Annotated in this window: 19 protein-coding genes and 2 pseudogenes; 20 read left to right on the top strand and 1 reads right to left on the bottom strand. The window is 42.9% G+C overall.

The annotated features are described in order from the left end of the window. Positions 1-127 precede the first annotated feature (127 nt). Positions 128-265 (bottom strand): annotated as a pseudogene (locus MM817_RS13225) (MarR family transcriptional regulator); the annotation flags it as partial. A 644-nt stretch (positions 266-909) separates the two neighbouring features. On the opposite strand from MM817_RS13225, the gene MM817_RS13230 reads away from it, so the two are divergent. From MM817_RS13230 to MM817_RS13315, 20 genes and pseudogenes are all read left to right on the top strand, one after another. Further along, complete coding sequence (locus MM817_RS13230) at positions 910-1,659, top strand: DNA alkylation repair protein (protein ID WP_241715980.1); 750 nt, start codon at positions 910-912, stop codon at positions 1,657-1,659. A 119-nt stretch (positions 1,660-1,778) separates the two neighbouring features. Beyond that, complete coding sequence (locus tag MM817_RS13235) at positions 1,779-2,261, top strand: GNAT family N-acetyltransferase (RefSeq protein WP_241715983.1); 483 nt, start codon at positions 1,779-1,781, stop codon at positions 2,259-2,261. A 157-nt stretch (positions 2,262-2,418) separates the two neighbouring features. Further along, a complete protein-coding gene (locus MM817_RS13240; RefSeq protein WP_241715985.1) occupies positions 2,419-2,751 on the top strand; it encodes a hypothetical protein in 333 nt (110 codons plus the stop codon). Then, positions 2,732-3,439, top strand: coding sequence for a nucleotidyltransferase domain-containing protein (locus MM817_RS13245; RefSeq protein ID WP_241715987.1), 708 nt, complete (start codon positions 2,732-2,734; stop codon positions 3,437-3,439). Before MM817_RS13240 ends, MM817_RS13245 begins: the two co-directional genes overlap by 20 nt. A 392-nt stretch (positions 3,440-3,831) precedes the next feature. Further along, entirely contained in the window at positions 3,832-6,012 is a 2,181-nt protein-coding gene (locus MM817_RS13250) for a S53 family peptidase (protein ID WP_241715989.1), read from the top strand. 155 nt (positions 6,013-6,167) lie between these two features. Beyond that, positions 6,168-6,350 carry a hypothetical protein gene (locus MM817_RS17690; RefSeq protein WP_473828220.1) on the top strand — a complete coding sequence of 61 codons (183 nt, stop codon included), beginning with the start codon at positions 6,168-6,170 and terminating at the stop codon, positions 6,348-6,350. Positions 6,351-6,505: 155 nt separating this feature from the next. Beyond that, the gene (locus tag MM817_RS17445; RefSeq protein WP_419723399.1) at positions 6,506-6,718 is read left to right on the top strand and encodes a GNAT family N-acetyltransferase; all 213 of its coding nucleotides are present in this window, start codon (positions 6,506-6,508) and stop codon (positions 6,716-6,718) included. A 203-nt stretch (positions 6,719-6,921) separates the two neighbouring features. Beyond that, a complete protein-coding gene (locus MM817_RS13255; protein ID WP_241715991.1) occupies positions 6,922-7,119 on the top strand; it encodes a GNAT family N-acetyltransferase in 198 nt (65 codons plus the stop codon). A gap of 26 nt (positions 7,120-7,145) precedes the next feature. Then, entirely contained in the window at positions 7,146-7,601 is a 456-nt protein-coding gene (locus MM817_RS13260; protein WP_241715993.1) for a VOC family protein, read from the top strand. 469 nt (positions 7,602-8,070) lie between these two features. After that, complete coding sequence (locus tag MM817_RS13265) at positions 8,071-8,418, top strand: SDR family NAD(P)-dependent oxidoreductase (RefSeq protein WP_241715995.1); 348 nt, start codon at positions 8,071-8,073, stop codon at positions 8,416-8,418. A 312-nt stretch (positions 8,419-8,730) separates the two neighbouring features. Then, positions 8,731-9,453 carry a hypothetical protein gene (locus MM817_RS13270; RefSeq protein ID WP_241715998.1) on the top strand — a complete coding sequence of 241 codons (723 nt, stop codon included), beginning with the start codon at positions 8,731-8,733 and terminating at the stop codon, positions 9,451-9,453. 385 nt (positions 9,454-9,838) lie between these two features. Further along, a complete protein-coding gene (locus tag MM817_RS13275) occupies positions 9,839-10,324 on the top strand; it encodes a DinB family protein (RefSeq protein ID WP_241716000.1) in 486 nt (161 codons plus the stop codon). 252 nt (positions 10,325-10,576) lie between these two features. Next, a complete protein-coding gene (locus tag MM817_RS13280) occupies positions 10,577-11,413 on the top strand; it encodes an alpha/beta hydrolase (RefSeq protein WP_241716002.1) in 837 nt (278 codons plus the stop codon). 327 nt (positions 11,414-11,740) lie between these two features. Then, a complete protein-coding gene (locus MM817_RS13285) occupies positions 11,741-12,202 on the top strand; it encodes a GNAT family N-acetyltransferase (protein WP_241716004.1) in 462 nt (153 codons plus the stop codon). Positions 12,203-12,362: 160 nt separating this feature from the next. Then, positions 12,363-12,827, top strand: a complete 465-nt coding sequence (locus MM817_RS13290; RefSeq protein WP_241716006.1) for an NUDIX hydrolase — start codon at positions 12,363-12,365, stop codon at positions 12,825-12,827. A gap of 152 nt (positions 12,828-12,979) precedes the next feature. Then, entirely contained in the window at positions 12,980-13,747 is a 768-nt protein-coding gene (locus tag MM817_RS13295; RefSeq protein WP_241716008.1) for a GNAT family N-acetyltransferase, read from the top strand. A gap of 120 nt (positions 13,748-13,867) precedes the next feature. After that, positions 13,868-14,245 (top strand): hypothetical protein, encoded by a 378-nt coding sequence (locus MM817_RS13300; RefSeq protein WP_241716009.1) that lies wholly within the window; start codon positions 13,868-13,870, stop codon positions 14,243-14,245. Between the two features lie 172 nt (positions 14,246-14,417). Beyond that, positions 14,418-14,801, top strand: a pseudogene (locus MM817_RS13305) (IS110 family transposase); the annotation flags it as partial. A gap of 719 nt (positions 14,802-15,520) precedes the next feature. Further along, positions 15,521-16,300 carry a hypothetical protein gene (locus tag MM817_RS13310; RefSeq protein WP_241716011.1) on the top strand — a complete coding sequence of 260 codons (780 nt, stop codon included), beginning with the start codon at positions 15,521-15,523 and terminating at the stop codon, positions 16,298-16,300. 265 nt (positions 16,301-16,565) lie between these two features. Continuing rightward, entirely contained in the window at positions 16,566-17,159 is a 594-nt protein-coding gene (locus tag MM817_RS13315; protein WP_241716013.1) for a hypothetical protein, read from the top strand. Positions 17,160-17,171 lie beyond the last annotated feature (12 nt).

A 17,171-nucleotide genomic window follows, 5' to 3' on the forward strand; every position in this document is an offset into this window, starting at 1 on the left:
GTCAACAATCATGGACTTACATTCTTCAGTATACCTAGTTTGTTTCGTTCCCAATTTCCCGACACAACCTTTCAATCATAGTTTATCAGTCCTCCTTTTTGTGTCCACTACTTTATACTAGGTCCAGGGTAAGTGTTCCCGAGTCAAGAAACAATTGCTCTCCGATAGATTTTACAGTTCTCGGACTGTGTGACCAAAGCAGTAGGAAAACAAGATATTGTGGATAGGTTATGTGAAGTTTCTCCAGCAACGGTCGATACGTGCGCGGATTGACTGTCTAGATACTAGACAGTCATCTGACAATTGAAGGAGAAAAGTTTAACAAGGCGCTGCTTGACTTTTTGAACAGTTAAAGTTGCTGTGGGTCATTCGTTATTGTTTTTTGCAACCGTCATCGTAAGTTGTAATATCCGTAGTTCGTAAATCGTTTTTCTTGGAATTGGCCCAGCAGGAGGCGGGAAATGACGTCTAGCCTTGCGGGTAAGATGATTTGATGTTTCAACGACCCCAATGGTTCTGGCGATATAGTCAGAACCATTGGGGTTCATTAGATGTTTAAAGTTTGAAGCAGATCCTATTATTCGTTAACTATCAATGACTGATAAGAGGCTAGGGAAAAGAAAATTGTCGACTTTATACTAGGTCTATGATTTCGTTTGGAAATAGAGGGGAACATCTATAACAGTCTACGTTCGCTGCTACCTTTGTGCAAGAGGACTAGTCGTTTTTGTTCATTAACTCAATATTATGATAGCATACGGTATGGATTATGTCGCAGATGGAGTAGGTCATAGCTACTCCACTATGTTATTGGAAAACTTTACATGACGATGGATAGGCGGTGAGGTTATCATAAATAATTGGAAACAATTATTTTCAGAAGCAATTGAACAAGGTTTAGTTGAAGGTGTGGTTAAGGCGTTAGATTCACAGTCAACCGCACATGCAGGAACAGCACCCGCGAAAATTAAAAATCATGCAATTCATTTACTGCGAAAGACGAACTCAAATACGCTGTACCCGCTAATACTACAATTATGCAGTCATGAAAACATAACCGCACAAGAAGTGGGAGCGATTTGCTTAACTGATTTTTATCTAAGCCAATCATCTGAAGTCAATCGTGTATTGTATCGATTGGCAGACAGTGATAATTGGGAAGTTCGAGAATGGGTAGCAAGTGCTTGTGGTTTGATATTAGAAAAGCACTTTCATGACTACTTCCCCGTGATGGAGGAGTGGTCAAAGGACGTATCTGAAAACATACGACGGGCGGTTGTCCTTGCCATGATGTATGCGGGGAAGAGTCGGGATCCTGATTTTATTGAGCCATTTTTAAATATAGTTGAGCATCTTCTGTCTGATCGTTCACGATATGTAAGAGATAACTTGGGTCCATTTGCGATTGGCAGTGCACTTATAAAATATTATCCTGCGCAAGTGTTAAAACGATTAGACTCATGGGTGAATGATGAGGATGAGCAAGTTCGCTGGAATATTGCAATGATTTTCTCAGCCGCAGAAGGTGTAAAGTTTGCAGATGAATCCCAACATGTATTTGATATTCTCTCGTCGGACGAGCGACCATACGTGAAAAAAGCTGTCAATAGAGCGATAAAAAACATTAATAAAAGGAAGTCTGGCTCTTCATCTATTTGAGAAAAATCCTGAAGAATGAGTTAGTTTAGCTGACACACAAATAAACAGTGTTGGATAGGTACGGTTGTGCTGTGTTATGGGGGCAGTCATATGGGGAAACAAATTGGAGCGATTTAATGATGAATTGTCTTAACATTCGACCTCTACTTTCTGAAGAACAGGTTCCGCTGTCACTACTTTTGCTTGCTGACCCTTCTGAAAAAGCTATAGAGAGTTACATTCATCGAGGTTATAATTTCATCGCTGATTTAAACGGTGAAATTATTGGAGTGTATGTCCTCATTGATACACGTCCGCAAACAGTCGAACTAGTCAATGTTGCGGTTGTGGAAGAAAAACAGGGTCATGGGATAGGGAAACAACTGGTTCTTCATGCAATTGAAACTGCTAATTTTATGGGATATAAAACGATTGAAATAGGAACGGGGAACTCTAGTGTTGGTCAGTTGGCTTTGTATCAAAAATGTGGTTTTCGCATTGTTGGTGTAGACAGGGATTTCTTTACGATCCATTACGATGATCCGATTTATGAAAACGGAATACAGTGCCGTGACATGGTTCGGCTTGCTTTGAATTTACTAATAGATGTGCAATTCTTTTAGTCTATTACGGGGGCAGATGCACTAGAAGCACTCGATTCCAGGAATGCGTGAACGTGGAGCAGCCAATTAACTGTACTTGCTGCGTTAGCGGCAGGAATGATGAGCTATGGTGCAGTAATCCAGCACCAGTTTTTATACCAATTTGGCCATGAATCCCTTGCTTCGTGTCTTTCTCCATGACATATTCGTAGAAGCAGTAGTAGCAATTGGATTAGGTATCGTTGCTCACTCACTAGCTCTCACTGCATTTGGTGCTGATAGTATTATCGAATTAGTAGCAGGAGGAATCCTGCTGTGGCGTCTTTATGTCGAGTCAAATGGTGCAAATATTGAGCGGGTTCAGCAAGCTGAGAAACGTGCCTCACACCGGCAGTTTATAAATATTCTCACTTTTAAGCAATTTCGTACTAAATATTTGGTCGATGTTAGTCCTACAACAGGGTCACAATTTTGGGAAGCGGTGAAAGCGAATGAGGTTGAATGCGATTGAGGCTGCAAACCAGTTTATTGAATTCTGTTTTCCGAGTTGCCAAGCGGCATTATTGGCTGGGAGCGTTGTGAGAGGAGAAGCAACCAATACTTCTGACCTCGACATTGTTGTTTTCGACGATAGTATCAGTTCCGCATATCGAGAATCGTTATTCGAACATGGATGGGCAATTGAAGTGTTTGTCCATAATCTGCAGTCTTACAGTGACTTTTTCGAAAGTGATTGTATACGTGCACGTCCTTCTCTCCCAAGAATGGTAAGCGAGGGCCTTGTCTTAAAGGACTTGGGTATCATCGATGCAATCAAATGTGAAGCGAAACAACTTCTTGAAAACGGTCCTGACCGATGGTCACTAGACACTATTGCGATGAAGCGATACATGCTTTCCGATGCACTTGATGATTTTGTTGGCTCGTCGAAGGAAGACGAAGATTTGTTTATTGCAAACACGTTAGCTGATGCCATACATGAGTTCTTTTTAAGAACACATGGACAGTGGATTGGGACTTCAAAGTGGATTGTGCGAGCACTCAAGCAATATGACGAAGTGTTTGCGAATGAGTTCGTAAATGCATTTACGGCCTTTTATCGAGCTGGGAACAAAAGTGAAGTAGTGAAACTCACGGATAAAGTATTAGAGCCTTTCGGTGGGAGACTGTTCCATGGCTTTTCAATCGGCAAGAACTGATAAAGCATTGCAAAATCTTGGCAGTCATCCATACGTATGATGTTAGGCATAGAGATGGACACGGGTTTTGTTTGCCCAAGTCTTATTCTCGGGTTAAATATTGAATGTCGATTGACACAGTTCGACACCTTTATTCAGACGACTATGGTAATATTTTTTTGAATCTTAAAAATTTAATGTGGTTGGTGGTGGTTCCCTTATACAAGGAAGCGAATCAGAAATAAACAATTTGTCCTAATGATCTATGTATTAAGTCAATGCTCTCTTTCTATTCTTTCTACCCATGGTTCAATTGGTGAGAATTCAACTGCATCCTCTCCAATCAATCGGTTTGTTCATTATTAATCAAACATTGTTATCCAACCAATTTACGAGAAATGGGTGAATGACCTTTGAAGAAAAAGTATTTGGGAGCACTCGCTCTAACAGCCACTGCGTCTTTGTTGGCATTCGGAATCACACCTCAGGCCAACGTGTATGCTCAGACGTTGCTGCTGCCACACGCTGATGTAACTGTTCCGATGAATGTTTTGAATTCAAGCAGTAACCTAGGGGCAGTAAATCCCTCCCAGACGTACACCTTTGGCATCGTTTTACCTTCTAAAAACACTTCAGGATTGGCCTCTTTTGTTCAAGCAGTCAGTCAAAAGGGGAATGCACAGTACCACCAGTTTCTTACGAAATCACAGTTGCAAACACAATTTGGACCCGACCAAAATACGCTGGCGCAAATTCAACAAAATCTAACTGCAGCGGGCTTCAAAACCGATATCTCAGGACAAATACTCAATGTAACCGGTACGGTAGGACATATCAACTCATTATTTGACACCCAACTCACCACTTACTCCAACGGCAAAAACGGGAGATTCATTTCCCCAAACAGTGCCATTACCATACCGACTTGGCTTCAAACAGCAGTTGGTATTACCGGCATGGTAAGGTCGATCCCCCGTCCGCAAGTCGTGACATCAAAGCTCTGCATGCAATATGCATCTCCTTCCAAAATGGGCCCCACACCACCAGGCGCAACAGCATCAGCAACGAGTGGTCCCTTTCATGTTACCGTACAACGAATTACCAATGGGTCACGCGCACCTGGAGAGGCTGTACGCTACTTGGTAACAGCTACTTTACATGGCAAACCCGATACCAATTTTCTATTTGCGACAGGATTGAGCGGGCCGTATGTCGGTGCAGGGTCATTCATTATGCAATACAATAATCCCGCTTCAGGTCAAATGGTAACTGATTTTACGTTCAGCCAACAACAAAACGTAAGTATGGCACTCACGGTTACCGATGGAACTTATACGGCAACGGTACAATTGCCGACTGCGTCGTTTGTAGGACCAGCGACTGCGACTACTTCTGTGGCGAGCCTCTTTGGCGGGGGCAGTGGCGATATCGTGGCTCCGTGGAACCCAGCTTCAAATTCGGTAAACACTGTATTTAATGCGCAAAAGACCGTGGCAACTGAGCAGTCTTATGTATCACAAGGGAAACGCCCAAGTATCGGCGTTTTCACTGCAGGTGGCATCGGGGATCAGGGAATCCTTAATTCTAGTAGTTTCAGCATACCAGAAAGCGATGAGGCCCAATTCGCTAGTCAATTTGGTCTCACTCCGGAGAATTTTAAGGTAGACTACATCGGACCAGATTCTGAAGTGGATAGTAGTTATGGGGGTATTGAAGGTGAGATGAGTCTTGATTTACAAATGATGGAGACCTCTGCACCAGGAGCAAACATCCACATTTACTCTGCAGGTGACTTTAACGAAGCATTGAATGCAGTCATTGCAGACGATGATGTGAGCGTGTTTAGTATTAGTTATGGTGAGGGTGACTTGGATCTTAATTCCTATTACGATCCCGGCTACGAGGCTTCTTGGGACTTGCTGGCTCAACAGGCTAATGCAGAAGGGATCACTATCGTTGCATCCGCAGGTGATGACGGAGGATATAGTGGTGCACAAGATATCAACTACGGCGCTCCACAATCCCTTGCTTATAGTGCTCAGACCAGTTTCCCAGCCTCCAGTTCTTATGTCACTGCTATCGGTGGAACTGAAGACAGTGTTACGCCGAATGGAACTTTGTCACAAGCAGCACTTTGGGGAGGAAACCTTGGTCAAGAAATTCCGAAAACGACGCTACTCGATTTTCTCAGTCAGCAAAATATGATGGGTGCTGGTGGTATTAGCAGCGTAGAGCCTGCTCCTGCTTATCAGAAGGCTCTAAATCCAGGGTTAACTGGCCGGATGGTACCTGACCTCTCCCTACCTGCATCAGTCGTAACACCTGGTTATTTTAGCTATTTTGACGGCAGTCCTAGCCTGTCAGGAGGTACGAGTGCCGGAGCGCCTTTGTTCTCTGGATGGGTGGCAGACCTATCTCTCGCATATAACAAGGGTCTCGGGAATATCAACCCGATTCTCTATGCTGCTTCCTCGATTCCTGGAGTGTACAGCAAAGTAGCCTTTGGGAATAACGGGGCCTACTCAGTCAATGGGACAGACAACCCTGTCACAGGACTCGGACAACCAAACACAGATAAATTTTTGCTCAACTAATTCTTAAAAATCCGTGCTTCGTATGGCATGTAACCTTTCCATCAGATGAGTTATAAGTATAGCCTATCTGATGGAAAAGGGGGGTTATCAAATGCTTTTTAACACAGCTTTCAATGATGTTGTTTAAATGCTAATCTAAATATGACCACTTTCGCTTGCAAAATACAAGGGCTCACATTGAATCGAAAGAAGTCAAAGAGAACATGGATAGTGACATTCAAGAAACCTGTCATATAATACGCAACATCGGCAACTACCTAAATACCCCATTCGAAGAATCGTTAATGGCAAACAACCCTATTTATACAGCTTTCACCATGATAGACCGCCATCTGTAAAAGAGAAGATTCGATACTATACAATTGGCTGAAGTTGAGCATTCGTTGGTCATAATCTTTTACAATTTGAGAAAACAGTCTTTCCATTGCTATTTTGATTGGAACGATGGGTTTCAAATCCTCACCTGATGAACTCGGGAATATGGAAATTGGGTATGACATTATTCCAAAGTATCAGAGGCAAGGATTATGCTACAGAGATGGCTCAGGCTTTCATTGAATGGGCTTTCCACCAATCCAACGTTACATGCGTTACTGCAGAGTGCCTTGTCACGAACACACCGTCTGTATGTGTGCTAGAAAGAGTCGGTATGAAACAGACATCTCAAGTGGAAAACATGATTTATTGGAAAATCGATAAGCGGTGATAAGGAGTGAGGGTAGCCTGTTGGGGGTACTTTTAATTTGTGATTAGTTATTCATGTAACCGGTGTGCAAATTAAAGATCACTGATCACTCATCTGTTGTATGATATATCATGGGGAATTATTTCGGAATCTTGCGTAATCAGTCAGGTTAATTCCACGTGACCACTACATAGAAATCCCAATTGCAATGAGAGGTAGCTGCTGTGGAACTGTCACGAGGTGATTTAGAAATCCGTCCTCTCACGGATGAAGATGGTCCCATACTTCACAAGTGGCTCAATGACCCCCGTGTTCTCGCCTATTATGAAGGACGGGATAAGCCACATGACATGGAGATGGTGCGTGAAAGGTTCCTCAGTAAAACTGATTTAAATGATGTCCTTGTGGTTCTCTTTCTATAAATTGTTAGAAGAGGGAGTTGATTCTGATGATAAAAGGTTTGTATGAAGTACATTTACCTGTATCAAACATCAGTGCATCCGTTGAATTTTATCAGAAGCTCGGGTTACAACTTAAAGAGGAAGATGATGAAGTAGCATTCCTTTGGATTATTCCACAAAGGAGTCAACTCGGATTGTGGAAGCATGAGATGACATCGCAACGTGAACCAGGTAGTTATCCACCGAACGGCAGACACTTAGCGTTTGAAGTCGATTTTGATGATATCGAAAAGGCAGAAGCATGGTTAAAAGAACGAGGGATTTCGGTAGCGCAACATGGTAAAATGCCACCCATTGAGCCATATGCTCGACCTCATTCTCGAAATGCCTCAGTGTACTTTAATGACCCAGACGGTAATAACTTAGAATTCATATGTAACCTTCCTGATGGACCGATGGAACCTGCCCGACTGATATACTTAAGTGAATATCGTTCATTATGACTTCAAGAGAACTTATGTTTTGAAACAAGCATGAGTCCTCTAGCTTTATAGGCAAACAGGTGCTAGGACTAAAGAAATCCAGCTGCTGCCGCTACATAAATAGTCTAACTTGTAAAATTTATCCTTATTACACATCAGAGCAGGAAAGTGACAGATAATCCAGTTTAGGTATTTATAAAATTTAACTACGAAGATATCATATAGGGGTGGAGATGTACGGAAGGGGCATGGACCTTCATGGGAGATATCCTTTAATGGCTGAGTAACTGCATGGGTGTAGTTCATTCCTTTGGTTGATGGGATTAATTATGTCCATATTCACTCATACCATGATAGGATGCGCTGGTTTCATGTGCTATAACCGCCAAACGCCAAGCGAATGCTTATGTCGGTATTCGTCTTTTTTGTTTTGGTAAACTACATCTCCCGTAGTCCTTGTTTAGCGTTTCCACAGAGAGGGGATGCTTTTGTGAAACGATTGACAAATAAAATTGCGATTGTTACTGGCGCTAGCCGAGTAAACGGAATTGGTACTGCAATATGTCGAGAATTAGCCAGAGAAGGAGCAGATATTTTTTTCACTCATTGGTCAAAGTATGACCGCATGATGAATTATTTTATTGAGGATGATTCGGATTGGTCACAGCATTTGATGAAGGAGATCCGAAGCCTTGGTGTCCGATGCGAATCGATGGAATTGGATTTATCGCAACCGGATGCGCAGGGAAAACTGCTCGATGAAGTTCATGAGAAATTAGGTTCTCCATCAATTCTTGTTAATAATGCAACACATTCCAGGGCAAGACAAATCACCTGAGCCTAGAAATTTGGCATACGAGGTCAATCTACATCATGAGTATAGCGCAGAACAGCAAGATTTGCCGTATTACAGATTCAACTTTGGTTGTTGGAGCATACATAGCTAAGAATTTCATGTGCCTTGCGTAAATGATGTTCGAGGCATTGAACTTAGAGATTGGGATCTATCCGGTTATGGCAACCTCAGCGTCTGTCAGGGAGTGGTCCTGAGATGTTGAATTGATATTCAGTAAGCGGACCATTCGGAAGAGTTCAAGAGGATGGCTTTTGTAGAATTATATATACACATGAAATATTTGGAGGATTAAAAATGAGGCTACGTGGTATTGCCATGCTTGGTGTAGTATTTCTATCCCTCGCAACTGTACTAACTGGTTGTGGAACAACACGATTAAACAATAATTCAACTGCCAGAACGACGAATAAGACAGCTATACACACATCTAAACAAGCGAGCAATCAGACTGGAACAATATCAAATTTGAAATTTGCTGATATGACAGCACAGCAAATCGCAAATTATGATCTGCATCAAGGGGGGCCACCGCCATTTAGCGGTACAAACGTAAAAAGAAATACTCTTCAAGGGACCCCTGACAGTGTGCCAAATGGAGCTAAAATACAAGGAAGTAATAAAACGTTCAATGCTAATGATTACATGATAATAGACAGTTGGAGTGGTTTATTAAAAAACAATGAATTTGTCTTTCATGTTTACAGAAATACAAGTTCCAAGCAAATTTATATCTCAAGTTCATACAAAAGTCGGTTACCGGTCGTTTTTTCTTTAGATAGTAAAAAAATGATCATAAAGAATTTTACCGGTGCATTTGTAGTCATGGGCGTACCGGGACAAGGTGGACCATTTTATGCCCTTAATTTAATAACTGGGAAATTACTAAATCCACACATTGATTCTCAGAAATACTCACATATAACAAGTCAAATGAGCGGGTGTTACCCGTGTGTAGGGGCATATGGACCAAATTACATTACTGGCTTACAACAGAACTACCCATTTAAAAACCAGTGACAGAAATGGTTCCTCTGTAAATTGTCGGAGGAACTATTTCTATCATTTAAATTGCAACACCGATTATGACGGCAGTGAATCTGCTACATCTAAATCAAGGGTATTGGACTGATAGTACTGCCATATCGAAGGAAATAATCTACCAAATCCCTGCGCACCCTCAAAGGAGCTTCCACAAGATGATGATGATTCTGCTTGAATACTGTGGTATATTCAAAAATATCTATGATCAGATGATCGCTTCGAACCTATGAACACGGCCATTATTGCTTGAGTATGCTTGGGCAATGGATAGCGGTAGTGTCGCATAAGGGTAAAAGTGTCCGATAGCATATCTGAGAGATACCATAGTATCGCAAAGATGAAGCAAGCGGAGGAGAACACATTGGAAAGTGGACAACATCTTCAACAAACGTTGTTGAATGGATTGCACGGACGAGGATCGCATCTCAATCCTGCTAACGTTTTTGAGGACTTGGACTGTAAGTTGGTTGTGGAACACCCGAGTGGAGTTCCACATTCCATCTGGCAAATTATCAATCATATGATTTATTGGCAAGAGTTTTCTTTAGCGTTGCTCAGTAATGACACTCCAAAAACTCCTGAACACGCATCCGATTCATGGATGGACACCGCTATCCCAGCGAGAGAAAGTGAATGGATCAGCGCTGTAAATACGTTTCTTGAAGGCTTACATGCAGCCAAGGGTTTTATAGATGATTTGGATAAAACTGTGGCTGCGCGTCAGGGAAGGTCTCGTGCAGAAGTGATTGGTATGCTAATTGGACACAACAGTTATCATTTGGGACAAATCGTGTTCCTACGCCAGATACTTGGTGCTTGGCTACCTTCTCTCGGTGACACGTGGTGATTCTTTGTGCATGATATTCGTGTATGCTGCCCGGCTGTTATTGTACATTCGGTGTTATCTGCACTGGGGTAAACGAGAAACGTGCTGCAGAACGGTACATAAAGATGCTTACAGAGGACGACTGAGCCATGTTTTGCCGAGGAGCTTAATCGAAAAGAATGCTTAGCTCTTTTTGCGTTGATATCAACTGAGGGGAGTGCGCAGCAAGGAGTCGCTCTGGGGGATTATTGGTAAGCGAGGTGAACACGAGGCATGGCCGAGGAGATTCAATGGACAAGCCATATCGAAGAATTTGATGGCGGCCGTTTGGCGTACTTCACGGCTGGTTTAGGGGAGCCTGTCGTGTTTGTCAGTGGAGGCCCCGGCGATAGCCATGCGTATCTTAGGCCTGTGGCGGCCGAATTTGTCACGGACTATTGTTGTGTGCTCTATGACCAGCGCGGAACGGGTCAGTCCGTCCATGACCTCTCGGCCCAGACACTGAACGTCGACGCGCTGGTGCGTGACCTCGATCACGTGCGAGAGCTTCTCGGAGCCCCCCGACTGCGTTTAGTCGGCCATTCTTGGGGAGCCACGTTGGCCCTGTTGTATGCAATTCGCCATCCTGACTGCGTGTCCCATCTCGCCCTGATTGGGATGGGACCATTAAGCGACGAGGCTGCGGGTGTGGCATCGGCCAATCTCATACGACCCCTGACCGAGAACGAGCGGAGAGAATTCACTACACTGGGTCACGCGCGTCGAGAGGCCATGGCGCAGGGCGATACAAAGCGTGCATGGGACCTTCATACGCAGGCGATGGTGTATCGTGCACGTGGGTGGTTTTACGACGCGGACGCCGCGGCGCGTTTTGTGTCTGAGTATGCAGCAAGTGAAGACCCTACGAATTTCACGGTTCATCAACTGGTGAACGCATCAGTCCAGACGGTCGAATGGACGTCGTCTATGGCTCTGTGCTCTCCAACCTTCGGTACGCTTGTGCTGTACGGGCGCCAAGACTTCGAGCCGATCGAGCAGGCCTTTCAACTACAATCCCAATGGCCCCATGTGTCCGTCCGGCTCATCAATCGAGCCTTTCACCTGCCATGACGTGAGCAACCCGATGAGTTCAATCAAACCGTCCGCCAGTTTCTCTGGTCCAACTTTTGACCCATTCAAATGAAGGGAATTTGATGAAGTGGGGGAGCGTCGTAGTCTCAGTGTGGACTTCTGCTAATCTTCCATTACGAATTATGCCCACAATGATCCCCAAATACTTAATGGCGCGTGTAACCTGGATTCGGTGGCGCAAATTCAAGAGCCATTAGCGCTCGCCTGTTGTATGATGATACGGTGGCGTACGCTTTCGGAATCTTGTGCAATCGGGCAGAAGAGTTGAATAATGGAAGTATATGGAATGAGAGGGAAGGTGTAAATTTGGCAGACTTTCTTGTTACAGAGGTTAAGGATATAAACGTCGATGATATACATGACTTGGTGCTTGAAAGCGAAAAGGAAGGGTTTCGTTTTGTTAGGCGACTCTACGATGATTATGTAAGTGGAGAAAATCGGTTTGACCGTGACGGGGAGGCTCTGTTCGTCGCCCATTTAATGGATCAAATCGTTGAAATTTGCGGACTGAATCAAGACCCATATTCACAAATCAGCTACATGGGAAGGGTACGCAGGCTATACGTGCACCCCGAATTTCGGAAATACGGTGTAGGCAGCCAGTTAGTTTCAAACGTTATTTTGGAGGCAAAACGGTTTTATGCAACCCTTACCCTTAGAACAGATAATCCAGTGGCTGATCAGTTCTATCGGACGATAGGATTCTCTACGGTTCATGTGCCTGATAATGCTACTCACTGGTTATCACTGAATCCAGTTAACGAATAGTCGCCTAGTGTAACGAGGATCGAGTTCCGGGACACAGGGGCGCTCGTCATGATGGATGGATATACGGTGGCAGTGTAGTTACTGTTCCGTCGAAAACTAGCAGGAATATCAAGTAACTGCTGGACTAATACATGGAAAGATGGTCAATGGGAGTGAATTTATGGCTGAGTACATAATGGAGCTTAGAAAAGTCGTGGGGTCAAGACCAATAATAGCTGCAGGCTCTGTAGTCATCATTTGCGATGAAGAAGGTAGAGTGCTTTTACAGCGAAGAAGTGAAAATGGATATTGGGGATTACCAGGAGGGGCTATGGAGCTAGAAGAAAGTTTTGAGGATACTGCTCGACGTGAAGTTTTTGAGGAAACTGGGTTAACTGCAGGTAAATTGACACTTTTAGGACTTCATTCAGGGGAGAATACTTTTTATGAATATCCAAATGGACACCAAGTTTATAATGCGACGGCCGTCTTCGTAACTTCAGATTTTACTGGTAATATTCAGGCAGACGGTAGTGAAGGGTTGGAGCTTAATTTTTTTGACTTGTGTGATCTCCCGAAAAACATAAGTCCACCTGACATGCCTATACTTGCACAATTCATTCAAGATGTCGAAGGTAATTCTTAAACAAATGGGGGCTGATCTCGAAGAAGAATGTGCTCCCGTTCATGCATTAATATCTATTTAAGAATTTTCTAAGTTCTGTTGTTAGCGAGGCAGATAAGCGTGACAAGGGAAGTTGCCGTTTCCCACGTAATCTATTAGCGGGATGTGTAGTTATGGCGCATGAAAAAATGAGGATGGTTTATCATCAGCAGCTTCGTTATCAAGCTAAATTGCATGGTTATTTACGGGAAGAAACAGAGTACGTTGTTAGATACGTATCACAAACGGGAGATAAGGGATACATTATGTGGTCCAGTGTAAATTCGAGTAATGCTTTGCAAGTAATTCGAAAGGAACTAGCGTACTTTTCACATCGCCATCAAAAGTTTGAATGGAAGGTTTATGACTACGATCAGCCTCATGACTTAATAGATCTACTTAAAGAGGAAGGGTTTTCGGTTGATGATCCTGAAGCGGTCATGGTGGTTGAATTAGATGCAACTCATCCTCTAATTCAAGATGAGACCCATATAACAGTATGTGAAATTATAGATCAAAAAGGGATACAGGAAATTATTGATTTAGAAGAAAGCGTTTGGAATATGTCGTTTACTGAGTTGCGGGAGAAGTTAATTCATGACAAGAAGAGAGACACAGAATCACTGTCCCTTTACGGAGTTTACGAAAGTAATCAACTCATCAGTGGAGCATGGATGTACATTGAGCCAAATACTCAATTCGTTAGCTTATGGGGAGGTTCCACGCTACCATCATTCCGGAAAAAGGGCTATTATACGGCACTTCTTAGAACACGAGCGCAAAAGGCATTAGAAAAAGGTCATGTATTTTTGACTGTAGATGCTAGTCCAATGAGCAGACCTATTCTTGAAAAGTACGGATTTGTTTGTATTGCTCTCGCTTCCGGTTGTCAATCGCAGTAGTTACTGCACTAATCTGAGTGATGTATGAGTAATGCTGTTTTCGTGTGTGTTGTATGAATATGCATTTCTTTTATGTCGACTTTACGGAACTATTGGGTAGTTACGCAGGAGGATGAAACCATGTTTTTTCCTAGGTTCGATGGCTATGATATGCTGACAACTCCACAGAAGGATTTATTGCATGCAGTAAGTGATTTGTTAGTTAAATTAAATCTTTCGCTTTTAAATAAGGAAGAGACCTTTGCTAGGATCTGTATGGAAAAATCTTACTATGAATTCTTGGAAATGATGATTGTACACAAAGATAATGACCATGATCTAGGGCTTTGGATTAGGTCAGAGGAATTCGAAGCAATTGTCTTTTATGGGCCAGATCACTGGCATTATGGTGAAAGTTACGGTTTTGATGAAAACAACTGGATTCCAAACGCCATACAAAAGATTGAGGAATGGCTTGTGAAATACTTTGAGCCACTTTCTAGTGGGGGCTTGAGTTGATCAGCAATAAGCAACCTAGGTCGCATGATTATACAGGGCAAGTCGGCGGATGCTTATGGGACATAAGGGCAGCATTCCTGTTATGAAGCAAATTCGAGTTTGATGCAATAAAAAACTCCTGATCGTGTTGGGTTGTCCAAACACACCACTAATCAGGAGGTAGATCAACACCATGAGTATAACGCAGAATAGCAAGATTCACCGCATTACAGATTCAACGTTGGTCGTCGGTACAGACATCGCCAAGAAAATTCACGTGGCTCGCGCAAGTGATGTTCGAGGCATTGAACTTGGCAAGCCGTTAACCTTTGACAACAGTAGGCATGGTTTTGAGAAGTTGCTGACATGGATGCGTTCGCTCATGTCGGACCACAGTTTCGATCATGTCATCTTTGGGGTAGAGCCGACGGGTCATTACTGGATGAACCTTGCTCAGTTCCTGCGTCATGAGGGCGTCCAGGTCGTACTGGTGAACCCACTGCATGTAAAGAAAACGAAAGAACTTGAAGACAATAGCCCTACCAAGAACGACCGCAAGGACGCACGTGTTATTTCACTTTGGTATTAAGTCAATATGGTGGGCACCTCGAACAAAGAATATCAAAACAGTCTGACGGATTGCACATTGAATGTAGCTAGCCTTCTTGTTCGCTTTTTGAGATACATTGATTGGAATTGTACAGGCGTCTTATATCCAATCGACGAATGAATTCATAGCTGGGTTTACCAAATCTCGATGTACTACCAAATGTCTGTATGCACTCTTTTGCACGTTTTGAACGTCTCTAAATGGATAGACTCGCTTTTAATGACCCTGTTGAGAGACTCGATGCAAGAGTGAGTAGTCTTGCATCGAATCGTTTCATAGCGCACTCAAGCGTGAACTTATTTATCTGGAAATGTTCACAACGAGGGAGCAAGCAGTTGAGTCCGTATAATGGGGTACATTCAGTGGACGCACTGGGTGACATCATTATACGGACTCAACTCGAACACAATTTTCGGCATGGCTCTATCTCATTTTTGTGACTCAAGTATCTAATGATTTTACGGCTGACCATTTTACCTCACATCCAATTACTCTATTATTATGTTAACATTAGGTAAAAACTTCAACTCCCCAAAAAATAATTCTAGCATGTCAGTTGGATAAAAAAGGGGTACTTAAGTCGAAATTAGACCCTAATTAAATGATCAAACTTTCTGATATTAAATAAACAGAATGAGTAAGTCATAGGAGAAAACATTCATTTATATTGGGAGGCTCGTATCCATATGAAACTAAAAAAGCATTTGATTACAGCAACTGTGACATTGAGTGTTATGGGCATGCTTTCAGGGTGTTCGACATCTGATAGTAGTGCACCTTCAAAACTAAATTCATCCAATCCCATCTCAGCGGAATCTAATACCCATCATTCGCATACGTCAACATCACGAAAGACTAAAAATATAAGCACGCGATCATCGTATATACAAGCGCCGAATGCCGTCTCCCCTGGAAGCACGATAAAAATAAGCGGACAATTGCCTACAATCATAAAGGGGACGGATAAAGTAACAATCACTCTGTATAGAGATGGGGTTCTTAACAGTGGGTTGAATTTTGAAGCACAAGTGAGTGACGCTGGCACCTTTGTCGCATCTATTTTGATACCAAAAAGGATTCCAGATGGACAGTATCAATTTTTGGTTTTTGATTATTCAGCAGTCAGAAATCAACCCGTTTTGGAGAGCGGAGTATACATTTCCCCTATGCAAAACACACAGATTCCTCCCCAAAAGGTACCCGTATTAAACATCTGGGCAACTCCTCCTTTAATCGGTACGATGATAAAGATGGATGGGTGGGTTCCGCGAGGAATTGATTCGGTAAAACTTGTGATTGGTGAATCAACCAATGAAATACAACGTATTTTTCCTGTTCAAAGCAATGGGTATTTCGAACAAGAAATGGTCCTTCCTAATACACTTACATTTGGTAAAACTAATTTTTCCATTCTTAGTATGAGTAACAAAGTAATCATAAAAAAAGTAGTCATAGTTGCAAAGTAGAGTGGTTGTTAGACACGGTATAATTAGATAGAGGCAGATAGCCGCAGGAAGACGTTGTAATACATCCTCCTGTGGCTGAAGAAAGATTCAAATGTAGTCCGCTATTGATTAGCGTAATCGTGACTGGAAACAAAACGGATATTTCGTTCCTCCTGTAGAGATTTTCGTTTACAATTATCGGAAGTACGGATTCGAAGGCACATGCTATACCCAAAATATGAATCTATATCGTCTTCTGCAAGTATTAGAATACGATTGTAACTTAGTGATGCTTGACGGAGAACATGTGGGTATTCTTGTCCGATTATTGGAACTGGGGAATGAGCAAGTGTATGTCGATTGCGGTGCAGCCGCTCCATTTTTCTCGCCTGTGCGTTTCGAAACAGATGTGAATCATGCATCTAGCTTTGGTGCTGACAAGATTTTGATTCGTGCATTGCCCAGGGAACATGGTAGATATGTTTATAGTAGGTGCGTGAACGGTGAACCGAGCGGAGAACCGTGGGAGTTTAACGCTAACAGCAGCAGTGAACTGGATGATTTCCAGCCACTCATTGAAGGGGCAAATAAGCCAGGGGCGAGTTTTATGACGTTTCTGCATTGTCAATTATGGCAGTTAGGTAAATCCCGGAGTGTTTCGTTGGTGAACAACTCCTTCGGTATTCGGTCGGCTGACGGCGGCTTAGTCAAAAGAAAGTTGCGTACCGTGGAAGACATAGAACAGGTACTATCAGAAGAATTTGGTTTACCCCGACTTCCTGTGCGCAGTGCAATTGAAATACTCCATGAACTCGGTGTTGATATTTTAATGTTGATTAGGTGTAAGACTCTGACATGCACCTGTTCGAATCGTTCTTAAACTAAAGGGTCC

The sequence above is a fragment of the Sulfoacidibacillus ferrooxidans genome (genome assembly GCF_022606465.1).
Lineage (GTDB): Bacteria > Bacillota > Bacilli > Alicyclobacillales > SLC66 > Sulfoacidibacillus > Sulfoacidibacillus ferrooxidans.